Source organism: Campylobacter sp. MIT 12-8780, assembly GCF_006864535.1.
Taxonomy (GTDB): Bacteria; Campylobacterota; Campylobacteria; order Campylobacterales; family Campylobacteraceae; genus Campylobacter_D.
In genome coordinates this window covers 182,903-193,000 of the sequence record NZ_QHLL01000004.1, presented here as the reverse complement: position 1 = coordinate 193,000, position 10,098 = coordinate 182,903, and the positions used below count along the sequence as shown (strand labels likewise).

Annotated in this window: 11 protein-coding genes and 1 pseudogene; all 12 read right to left on the bottom strand. The window is 36.5% G+C overall.

The window, feature by feature from the left end; all coding sequences use genetic code 11:
• A pseudogene (locus DMB95_RS04805) lies at positions 1–342 on the bottom strand (methyl-accepting chemotaxis protein); the annotation flags it as partial.
• Positions 343–353: 11 nt separating this feature from the next.
• Positions 354–1,169, bottom strand: a complete 816-nt coding sequence (locus DMB95_RS04800; protein ID WP_142931135.1) for a cache domain-containing protein — start codon at positions 1,167–1,169, stop codon at positions 354–356.
• A gap of 55 nt (positions 1,170–1,224) precedes the next feature.
• Positions 1,225–2,565 carry an amidophosphoribosyltransferase gene (gene purF / locus DMB95_RS04795; RefSeq protein WP_142931134.1) on the bottom strand — a complete coding sequence of 447 codons (1,341 nt, stop codon included), beginning with the start codon at positions 2,563–2,565 and terminating at the stop codon, positions 1,225–1,227.
• Between the two features lies 1 nt (position 2,566).
• A complete protein-coding gene (gene dapB, locus DMB95_RS04790) occupies positions 2,567–3,292 on the bottom strand; it encodes a 4-hydroxy-tetrahydrodipicolinate reductase (protein ID WP_142931133.1) in 726 nt (241 codons plus the stop codon).
• A gap of 136 nt (positions 3,293–3,428) precedes the next feature.
• A complete protein-coding gene (locus DMB95_RS04785; protein ID WP_142931132.1) occupies positions 3,429–4,367 on the bottom strand; it encodes an NAD(P)/FAD-dependent oxidoreductase in 939 nt (312 codons plus the stop codon).
• Positions 4,368–4,505: 138 nt separating this feature from the next.
• On the bottom strand, positions 4,506–4,820 hold the full coding sequence (trxA, locus tag DMB95_RS04780) for a thioredoxin (RefSeq protein ID WP_137632496.1): 315 nt from the start codon (positions 4,818–4,820) through the stop codon (positions 4,506–4,508).
• A 56-nt stretch (positions 4,821–4,876) separates the two neighbouring features.
• The gene (locus DMB95_RS04775; RefSeq protein WP_142931131.1) at positions 4,877–5,215 is read right to left on the bottom strand and encodes a YraN family protein; all 339 of its coding nucleotides are present in this window, start codon (positions 5,213–5,215) and stop codon (positions 4,877–4,879) included.
• On the bottom strand, positions 5,216–6,466 hold the full coding sequence (locus DMB95_RS04770; RefSeq protein WP_142931130.1) for a homoserine dehydrogenase: 1,251 nt from the start codon (positions 6,464–6,466) through the stop codon (positions 5,216–5,218).
• 3 nt (positions 6,467–6,469) lie between these two features.
• Entirely contained in the window at positions 6,470–7,675 is a 1,206-nt protein-coding gene (locus tag DMB95_RS04765; RefSeq protein ID WP_137632493.1) for an LL-diaminopimelate aminotransferase, read from the bottom strand.
• Positions 7,676–7,686: 11 nt separating this feature from the next.
• Positions 7,687–8,505 (bottom strand): hypothetical protein, encoded by an 819-nt coding sequence (locus DMB95_RS04760; protein ID WP_238386883.1) that lies wholly within the window; start codon positions 8,503–8,505, stop codon positions 7,687–7,689.
• Complete coding sequence (locus DMB95_RS04755; protein WP_142931129.1) at positions 8,499–9,422, bottom strand: hypothetical protein; 924 nt, start codon at positions 9,420–9,422, stop codon at positions 8,499–8,501. Before DMB95_RS04755 ends, DMB95_RS04760 begins: the two co-directional genes overlap by 7 nt.
• The gene (locus tag DMB95_RS04750; protein WP_142931128.1) at positions 9,415–10,095 is read right to left on the bottom strand and encodes a TrmH family RNA methyltransferase; all 681 of its coding nucleotides are present in this window, start codon (positions 10,093–10,095) and stop codon (positions 9,415–9,417) included. Before DMB95_RS04750 ends, DMB95_RS04755 begins: the two co-directional genes overlap by 8 nt.
• Positions 10,096–10,098 lie beyond the last annotated feature (3 nt).

Sequence of the window (10,098 nt, the reverse complement as noted above, 5' to 3'; positions counted from 1 at the left end):
TTGTCCGTCTTTAGCGTGATTGATAACGACTAGGGCTTCTTCAACGAGCTTGGCGTCTTTTTCTATGTTGTTGCCTGTTCGTTTGATGTTTTCGTTGATGGTTGTAGCCATTTGTCCAAATTCATCTTTACTCTTAAACACAAGAGGTTTTGGGGCTTGTTTGTTTTCATGGTTGAGGTATTGGAAAAAGTGTAAGAGTAGTTTTTGTATCTCTTGCACTGGGGAAATGAATTTCTTAATGATATACACCAAAATAACTATACCAAGTATAAGCATGATTAAATTGATAGCAAGACTAGTAAGAGCGTTTTTATTTACAGCATCGGTATAATCACTATGCAAGGCACTTGCTACTATAGTCCAACAAAAGGAAACTGCCTATAAAAGCCTACTCTATCTTTACCTTCTGTATCTATGTATGAGAAAAAGCCTTCTTTTGCACTTTTTAAATGTTCTTGAAGAGCGATTTCTTGTGGGTATAACTCTTGATGAGCGACGATTTCAGGGTTTTTGTGTGAAAAAATACGTCCGGTATTGTCTGTGATATAGATATCAAGGCTTGGAAATTCTGGTCTTTCAAAATTTTTAAATCTTTCTTGAAAATCACTTACATACACATCAGCTGCGATAACACCTATAAAAACACCATCTTTTATCAAAGGATAAGTTACTGTTGCAAGTTGTTTGCCTTTATTTGTGCCAGCTGCAGAGGTATAAACAGGTGTTACTATACTTTGTTTTTTCTCTTTGGTTTCTTGATACCAAGGACGTTGTCTTATATCTATGCCGAGTTGATCGTAATTATGCGGATCGGGGTTTTCAACTCCGTATTCTTCAAGCAAAATATTTCCGCTATCTTCATACACCACAATAAAGCTTGGGTATTTAACCAAATCCGCAGCTATTCTTAAAACTTTTCTTTGTTCATTTATATCATTAGTTTTTAAAATCGCATCACTTGCAACTTTTAGGTGCTGGATTGCTTCTATATTCATTGTAATATTAATCGTAGTATAAGATGCACTAAGGGCTAAATTTTGGATACTTGAATACAAAGAAGTAACTTCTTCAGAAGTCTTTTTATAGCTATAAATCGCATTTGCGATCATAATAACAGCAAAGATCAAAACAACGATCAATGAAAGCTTTGCGATAATACTATTTTTCATAATTTTTCCTTTTTGATAAAAGCTAGCTCTGCCATTGTAGCAAGAACAAACTTAATTAATCTTTAATAAAATAATCCCCATCAAAGCTGATAAGAGAGTATTGCCTTTCCTCGCCCAAACTTTGCTTTAGCTCATCTATGCTTAAAAAGCTTAAAGTATCAGCACCTATATATTCACGCACTTCTTGGGCATTTTTGTTTGCGCTGATAAGCTCTTCAAAGGTTGGTGTATCTATGCCGTAAAGATCAGGGAATTTAATCTCAGGACAAGCCACTGCAAAATGAATGGTTTTTGCCCCAGCATTTCTTAGCAAAGAAATGATCTTTTTAGAAGTTGTTCCACGCACTATACTATCATCAACGACGACGATTTCTTTGCCTTCAAGGACTTTATGCATGGGATTGAGTTTGAGTTTGACTTTGAGATTTCTTAGCTCTTGAGTTGGTTCTATAAAGGTGCGTCCTACATAGTGATTTCTTACTATAGCCATTTCAAGAGGGATTTTTAAGCGACTTGCAAAACCTAAAGCTGCACTGACTCCACTATCTGGCACAGGCACGACAAAATCAGCTTTGTGCTTAAATTTATCTGCTAGAATTTCACCCATCTTTTTACGCATTTCATATACGCTTTTTCCCTCAACTATGCTATCAGGACGCGCAAAATAAATATACTCAAAAGCACAAATTCTAGGCTCAGGCTTAAAAAGTTCTATACTTTCAAACTCATCTTTTCCAAGCGTAAAGATAAGCATTTCGCCCGGTTTTATATCTCTTATAAACTCAGCTTCTATCAAGTCAAAAGCACAGCTTTCACTAGCTACTATATAGCCTCCATCTTTAAGTTTTGCAAGGCTTAAAGGACGCACGCCAAAACGATCCCTTACCACAAAAAGCTTATCTTTACTTGCTAGCACAAAGCAATACGCTCCTACGCAGTCTTTTAAGCTTTCTATAAACCTCTCTTTTAAATTTGGCTTTTTGCTTCTTGCGATAAGATGGATCACATTTTCAGTATCCATATTTGAGCGAAAAATCGCACCTTCATTGATAAGTCTTGTCCTTACTTCGTCTTTATTTACAAGGTTGCCATTATGTGCAAGAGCGATTTGTCCTAGCATACAGCTTGCCGCTATGGGCTGAGCATCAGCCAAAGATGCACTTCCAGCTGTAGAATAGCGGTTGTGTCCGATTGCTAGCTCACCTTGAAGTGAGGCGAGATTGGCTTCATTAAAGATAGTATTAACTTCGCCTTTTCCTTTTAAGGTTTGTAAATTTTTACCATCGCTCACGCTAATACCACTTGCTTCTTGTCCGCGATGCTGCATAGCAAAAAGAGCATAATACGCATATAAACTTGCTTGTTTTGAATTAATCACACCGACTATAGCACACATTTTAAATTCCTAAAAAATCATTGATTGAATAAAAGCCATTTTTTTGAACCACAAGCCATTTTGCGATTTTAATGGCTCCTTTTGCAAAGGTTGCTCTTGAAGTAGCCACATGGCTAAGCTCTAAAAACTCGCCCTCTTCATAAAAACCTATGGTATGCTTGCCAACTATATCCCCGCCTCTTAAGCTCATCACACCGATCTCATCAGCCTTTCGCTCGCCTATAAGTCCATCTCTGCCACTTACTCGCACCTTGTTTAAGTCTAAATTTCTAGCATTTGCAAGCCCTTGAGCTAAAGTCATAGCTGTGCCACTTGGAGCGTCTTTTTTGTGGCGGTGGTGCATTTCCACAAGCTCTATATCAAAGCCTTTTAGCATACAAGCAGCTTTTTGAGCAAGGTGGTTAAGCACGGCTACACCAAGGCTCATATTGCTTGCATAAAATACAGGCATTGTAAGGCTAAGTTCTTTCATCAAAGTAAAGCTTGTTTCATCAAGTCCGGTTGTGCCTATAACTAAGGGTTTGGGATTGTTTTTAGCATATGAAAGGAGAGTAAAACAGGCTTGTGGTGTTGAAAAATCAATAATGACTTGAGTTTCATCAAAAAAAGTCTTAAGCTCATCGCCTTTGTCAAATTCACTAGCTTTAAAGTCCTTTTCATCTTCTAAGCACAAAAGGATTTGCTTACCCATGCGTCCTTTTGCCCCATAAATGCCTATATTTGTCATCATTTATCCTTTTAAAGCTTAAATTCTAGTCTTTTTTAAATTAAAAAGTGATAAAATTTGTAAGGAATTTAGGTTTTAAAAAAGTATTTTGTCGTGTAAAAAAAGTATTTTAAGCCCTTGATTTAGGGCTTAAAATTTAGTGTAAGCTTTCTATATAAGCTAAAGCTGAAAGTGCAGCTATAGCTCCATCGCCTGCAGCACAAATAACTTGTTTTGGTGCGTCTTGTCTTAAATCTCCAGCTGCAAAAAGCCCGGCTATATTTGTTTGCATTTTGAGATTGACTTTGACTTGTCCGCCCTCGCACATATCGCATAAAAAGCTTCCATTGTCTTGTTTTAAAATTTCATTTCTCACATCTAAGCCTACAAAGGTAAAGATCCCCGGCACATTCAAATCCCTTATAGAGCCATCTTTAAGCTTGACTTTTACGCCACAAACGCCTTTTTGATCTCCATATACTTCATCTATGCTTGCCTCAGTGATAAGCTCGATTTTTGTATTTTGTTTAACTTTTTCAGTGGTGCTTGGAGCGGCTCTAAATTCAGCTCTTCTGTGGATTAGATATACCTTAGAACAAATATTTGCAAGGTATAATGCCTCTTCAAGTGCGGTATCTCCACCGCCTAAAACAACCACTTCTTTACCTTTATAAAAAAAGCCATCACAAGTTGCGCAAGTGCTTACACCTTTGCCAAAAAACTCATTCTCGCCCTTAAAACCAGCTTTTTTAGGAGCTGAACCAGTGCAAACGATGACTGCTTTTGCCTGCTCGCTTTTTCCGCCCTCAAGCTTAATCGTAAAGGTGTTATCAGCGTTTTTGCTGATTTGTTCTACAGCTATCATTTCATGCTTTAAGCCAAAGCGCATACATTGTTCATTCCAAGGCTCCATAAACGACATTCCATCCATTACTTGAGCAACGCCGGGATAGTTTTCTATCTCAGAACTTGAGGTAATTTGTCCGCCGGGCATGCCCTTTTCAAACATAACTACATTTTTAAGTCCGCCTCTTGTTGCATAAAGTCCAGCACTGAGTCCAGCTGGTCCTCCACCGATAATCGCTAAATCTAACATTATTTTCTCCTTGTTTTTTTGACAATATAATAGTAAATTTTTTCTTAATATTTGTTAATAAAAATTATTATTTAGAAAAAATGTAAAGATAAGAAAAAAGGCTTAAGAAAGCAAAGCCACAAAAAAGTGGCTTTTAACTTAAAGTAAAGAGTTGAGTTTATCAGCGATGGCTTGTTTTGATTGAGCGCCAATAAGCTGATCAACGACTTGTCCGTCTTTTAAAAAGATAAGTGTTGGTATAGAGCGGACATCAAATTGTTCTGAAAGCTCGCGTTCTTCGTCTGTATTGACTTTGCAAATTTTAGCTTTGCCTTCAAAATCTTCAGCAAGCTGATCAATGACTGGTGAAAGCATTTTACAAGGTCCGCACCAAGGCGCCCAAAAATCAACTAAAGCTACACCGCTTTTAGCTTCCGCAAAATTGCTTGAATTAAGTTCAATGTATTTTCCCATTTGTTTTCTCCTAAAAATTTTTGTGTTATTGTAAGCTAAAAAAGTAAAATTTTTCCTTAAAAACTTATATTTTCTCTAAAATCTATGGCGTTTGATTTGACGCAAAGCAAATCGATTTGAAAATCACTGATAAAGCCTTGCTGCAAGAAATAAAAATCAATAGCCTTTAGTAACTTTTCATACTTTTTTTGATGAAGTCTGTATGCAACCTCATAATCTCCTTGCGTGCTTTTTACCTCGATAAAGTGTAAAATTTCATCTTTTTTTGCGATGATGTCAAGTTCGCCAAATTTAGAGTGAAAATTGCGCTGTAATATAACAAAGCCTTGTTTTTTAAGATAAGCGCAAGCCTTATCCTCGCCTAAAATCCCACTTAGATACTCTTTAAGCCCCATTTAGCTTTGAATTCTCATCATAAAAGGCTTAGCTTTGATAAAATCTTGTTTTTCAAGTGTGCTTAAAAGGGTTTGAATGCTTTTTTCATAAGTATGATGTGTGGTAAAAAAAAGTGTGCTGTGATCTACTTTTGACTTTGGCTTTTGCAAAAAGCTGTCAATTGAAATTTGATTTTCACTCATAAGTTGAGTGATTTTTGATAAAACGCCGATTTTATCTTCAACCTTAAGGCGAAGGTAGTATTTGGTATAAATTTCATCTTGAGGCACGAGAGTATAAGGAATTTGACGCTCAAAGCCTAGCATTGAAGTTTTTGATCGAGTTCTTGCACAATCAATCAAATCAGAAATCACCGCACTAGCCGTTGCCTTTCCACCAGCTCCAGCACCATAATAAAGGCTATCTTCGAGCATATCGCCTTTGATATTAATAGCATTCATCACGCCATTTACCTTAGCTAAGAGCCTATTTTTATCAAGCATAGCAGGATGTACTCTAAGCTCAACCTTATCATTTTGTGCCCTAGCTATGCCAAGAAGTTTGATCGTAAAGTCAAATTCTCTTGCAAAATACATATCCTCGCTTGAAATTTCATAAATGCCTTGTATTAAAATATCTTCTGGCTTATGTTTAAGCCCATAAGCAAGGCTGGCTAGGATTAAAAGCTTATGCGCTGCATCAATGCCTTTTATATCAAAGCTAGGATCAGCCTCAGCATAGCCTAAATTTTGGGCTTGTTTTAGGGCTTCATCAAAGCTGCAGTTTTTTTCATTCATAGAACTTAAGATGAAATTGCTTGTGCCATTTAAAATGCCTTCTATACCTAAAATTTGGTTTGCACTTAAGCCTTCTTTGAGAATTTTAATGATAGGAATTCCTCCTGCAACGCTAGCTTCATAGCCAAAAAAGGCATTTTTAGCAAGCTCTTCAAGCTCATAGCGATGATAAGCAAGCATGGCTTTGTTTGCGCTTACAACAGCTTTTCCTTGCTTTAAAAGCTTTGAGATGATAGCAAAAGGCTCATCAACCCCACCCATAAGCTCGACAAAAATGTCTACATCATCACGCTTTAAAATCTCATTTATATCTTGCACTACAGGCACTAAGGCATTTGCTTTAGCACTTCTAGCTAGAGCTATGACAGGTTTTAGCTCCTTACCACATCTTGCTTTGATAAGCTCTTTATTTTGTATCAAAGCTTCACAAACTGCTGAGCCAACCGTGCCATAGCCTAAGATCGCTATATTCATATTTTATTCACTTTTGAGGTATTTTTTGATATTTCTTGCAGCTTGGCGAATTCTGTTTTCATTTTCTATCAAGGCTATACGCACATATTCATCACCTGCTTCTCCAAAACCAATGCCCGGACTTACCGCCACACCAGCATTTTGTAAGAGTTGTTTTGAAAACTCTAGGCTTTTAAGATGAGCTTTACTTTGCGGAAGTTTTGCCCACACAAACATACTTGCACGGGATTTTTTTAAACTCCAGCCTGCATTTTCAAAAGCGTCTATTAAAACATCAAGTCTTTTTGTATAGGTGTTTTTAATCTCTTCTATACAAGTTTGATCCCCATCAAGTGCTATAGTTGCTGCTACTTGTATAGGTGTATACATACCATAATCAAACCAAGATTTAATCTTTTTAAGTGCGGCTATAAGACGTTTATTACCCACGACAAAGCCCACACGCCAGCCAGCCATATTGTAAGTTTTTGAAAGTGTATAAGCTTCAACTGCTACGTCTTTAGCGCCCTCAACCTCAAGAATAGAAGGCGTTTTATAATCCCCAAAAGCAAGCTCAGCATAAGCAATATCTGAGATGATATAAAAACGTTCTTTTTTTGCCATAGCCACAAGCCTTTCATAAAAGCTTTTTTCAGCTGTTATAGTGGTAGGATTGTGTGGGAAATTTACCACAAGGTATTTTGCACGTGGTATGCTTTCTTTTAAAGCTGTTTCAAGGCTAGCAAAGAATTTATTTTCATCAAGCTCAAATTGTTCATTATAATGAAGAGGCATTTTGGCTACATTGCCCCCAGCAATAATAAAGGCTTGAGTATGTATAGGATAAGCTGGATCAGGCACTATGGCTACATCGCCGGGATTGATGATAGCTCTTGCTAAATTTACAAAGCCTTCTTTACTACCCATAGTCGCTACTGCTTCAGTTTCTGGATCAAGTTCAACGCCGTATTTTCTTTTATACCAATTACAAATGGCAAGGCGAAGTTTGTAAATTCCAGCTGAAACTGAGTAGCCAGAAGTTTTGTCTTTGTTTGCGCTTTCACAGAGTTTATCGATGATATGCTGTGGGGTTTTGCCGTCTGGATTACCCATGGAAAAGTCTATGATGTCTTCTCCGGCTCTACGCGCTGCCATTTTGATGGCATTGACTTCTGCAAAAACATAATTTGGCAGCCTTTCTATGGTATTAAAGCGAATTTCTTCAAACATAGTCTTCTCCTTTATTTTGAAAGATAAATTTCAAGTCCTCTACGTATATTGTCTAAATTATAAGAATCTCCAACGATCGCATAAACAGCATTTGAAGGTATGGAGCTTGAAAAATTATTATTTTTTTCTTGACTTTCTAAATTTTCGATGAGCTTTAAATCTTTATCTACAAAGATGATCTTAGGAAACCAAGTATCAGCAGGACTTGCTTTAAGACTTATCGTGTTTGCTCCTTTAAGATCGATTATATAATCTTTCAAAGGGCGTCCTAATTTTGTGCTTTGATTAAGCATAACATTTGTATTTGTGCTGAGTTTTGCCCTTGAAAAATCAAGGCTATATTCATAGCTATAAGCTCCTGTTTTGCGGACATTTTCTATAAAAACGAAATTTTGTTTTAAAATCATATAAAAACTGCCCGGATCAAGGATATATCTTGACTCAACGCGAAGTTTATAAGTGCTAATATCAGTGCTTAAATCAAGCTGTATAGGAGTAAAATACACAAAACCTGCTTGATTTAAAGCATCATTAACAATCTTTAAAAACAAGATGTTTGAAGCCTTGCTCTTAAAGCTTAACTCAAGGCTTTGTGAGCTGGCTAAAGTAAGACTAAGCAAGGAATTTGTTTTGAGTATCCTTGAAATTTCGCTTAAATTTGCATAACCATTTTCATCAGTATAATCCCTGCCTTCAAACAAAAGCTTTAATTTTGCCTCTAAATTTGGATTTGCTATGATATTTTGAGCAAGCTCTAAGCTACTTATAGCAAATACCTTTGTGCTAAGAAGCATACCTAAAATCAAAACTTTTGCAAACAACCTTACCATTCTTTACCCCTGTTATGGCTCATAAATTCAGCCAAAGAAATACTTTTAATCTTACCATTTTGTACCAAAAAACGTTTTGAAGTGCCAGCTGGAAATTTTTGCTCCTTGCCTTCATCATCAATAAGCGTTAGTGCGGTTGCTCCGATTAAAAGGAGTTGGTTTTTATTAAGATCAACTGAGAAATTATTTTCTGTGACTACAGCGCTTTTTGAATTTGAGTCAAGATCGATAAAGCCAACCCAAACCTTACCAGAAGTGCTAAAAATCGCTTCTTTTTGACTTACATTTTCATTAACAATGGGCTGAGTTTGAGCGGTATTTTGTAAGTTGATACTTGAAGTTTCATTATTTGAGCTTGTGTTTTGTTCGCTTTTTTCTTGCTCGTTTGTTCTGCTTTTTGTTTCGGTATTTTCTTCGCTTGTGTTTTGCTCGCTTTCGCTTTCATTTAAGCTTACTTCTTTGCTATCTGTGTTTTTGACATTATTTTGTGCTTCATCGATGATTTGCACCACAGAAGAGCTTGAGTTTTGCGTAATTTGCTCGCTACTTGTGCCAAATTTAAACCAGCCGTATTGATAGATAAACCAGCCAAGTGCGACGATGATGATAAGAGCTAAAAACCATATCCAAAAGCTTGATGATTTGTGTGAATAAGCATCAAGCTTTGGTGGAACGCCACTTTGCTGAGAAATCACCTTATCTTCATTCGTCTCGCTTTCATTTAAAAAGGCATTGTATTCTTCAAGAAAAAGGGTGAAATCAAGATCATATTCACGACTTAGGATTTTTAGAAAGCCTTTGACATTAAAGCGACTTAGCTTTTTGAAGTCTTTTTCAAGCAAAGCTTCTAAAAAAGCCATTTCTATCTGTGTTCTTTGAGAGACCTCTTTGAGGTTTAAATTTTCTAAGTTATTCATTTACCATCCTATCACAAAGTATTGCAAAAGCAGCACTCACATTGAGGCTGTCAAATTCACTTTTCATTTTTATACCTACACTTTCATCGCATTTTTTTATGACTTTTTGAGTCAAACCAAAACCCTCACTTCCCATAATCAAAACCTTTTTATCTTTTGTTTTAAGCGAACAAATGTCCTTGCCATCTTTATCACTTGCATACAGATAAAAACCAAGCTGTTTAAGCTCATTTAAGGCGCTTAAACCATCTTGCACTAGTGTTATTTTCATATCCATTGCTGCACCTGCACTTGTGCGGATAATGCCTTCAATGCCTACACTTGAACCAACTATAAGCAAACTCTTCACCCCAAAAACATAAGCCGTTCTTGCGATAGAGCCTATATTTCCAACATCACTAATACCATAAAGCATAACGATAAATTCATCTTTTTTAAGCTCGTGAAAAGGCGTAAAAGTAAAGTCTTTTACTCTCATCAAAAAACCTTGATGATTGCCACCTTTTGCCAAAGCTTGTGCGGCTTTAAAATCAAGCTTTTTAATCTTCACGCCACTTTGAGCGATTTTTGTAAAGCTTGCTTTGTCGCATTCTTTGGCTAAAAAAAGCTCTTCAATCTGCTCTTTATGCCTTGCAAGAACATAAAAAAAGATTTGTTTTCCGTAAATTATCATCGC

Bases quoted from the DNA above. Each gene is read 5' to 3' on its own strand.
- DMB95_RS04750 (WP_142931128.1), bottom strand. From the start codon at position 10,095: ATGATAATTTACGGAAAACAAATCTTTTTTTATGTTCTTGCAAGGCAT.
- DMB95_RS04770 (WP_142931130.1), bottom strand. From the start codon at position 6,466: ATGAATATAGCGATCTTAGGCTATGGCACGGTTGGCTCAGCAGTTTGT.
- DMB95_RS04765 (WP_137632493.1), bottom strand. From the start codon at position 7,675: ATGTTTGAAGAAATTCGCTTTAATACCATAGAAAGGCTGCCAAATTAT.
- DMB95_RS04775 (WP_142931131.1), bottom strand. From the start codon at position 5,215: ATGGGGCTTAAAGAGTATCTAAGTGGGATTTTAGGCGAGGATAAGGCT.
- DMB95_RS04755 (WP_142931129.1), bottom strand. From the start codon at position 9,422: ATGAATAACTTAGAAAATTTAAACCTCAAAGAGGTCTCTCAAAGAACA.
- purF (WP_142931134.1), bottom strand. From the start codon at position 2,565: ATGTGTGCTATAGTCGGTGTGATTAATTCAAAACAAGCAAGTTTATAT.
- DMB95_RS04800 (WP_142931135.1), bottom strand. From the start codon at position 1,169: ATGAAAAATAGTATTATCGCAAAGCTTTCATTGATCGTTGTTTTGATC.
- DMB95_RS04760 (WP_238386883.1), bottom strand. From the start codon at position 8,505: ATGGTAAGGTTGTTTGCAAAAGTTTTGATTTTAGGTATGCTTCTTAGC.
- trxA (WP_137632496.1), bottom strand. From the start codon at position 4,820: ATGGGAAAATACATTGAACTTAATTCAAGCAATTTTGCGGAAGCTAAA.
- DMB95_RS04785 (WP_142931132.1), bottom strand. From the start codon at position 4,367: ATGTTAGATTTAGCGATTATCGGTGGAGGACCAGCTGGACTCAGTGCT.
- dapB (WP_142931133.1), bottom strand. From the start codon at position 3,292: ATGACAAATATAGGCATTTATGGGGCAAAAGGACGCATGGGTAAGCAA.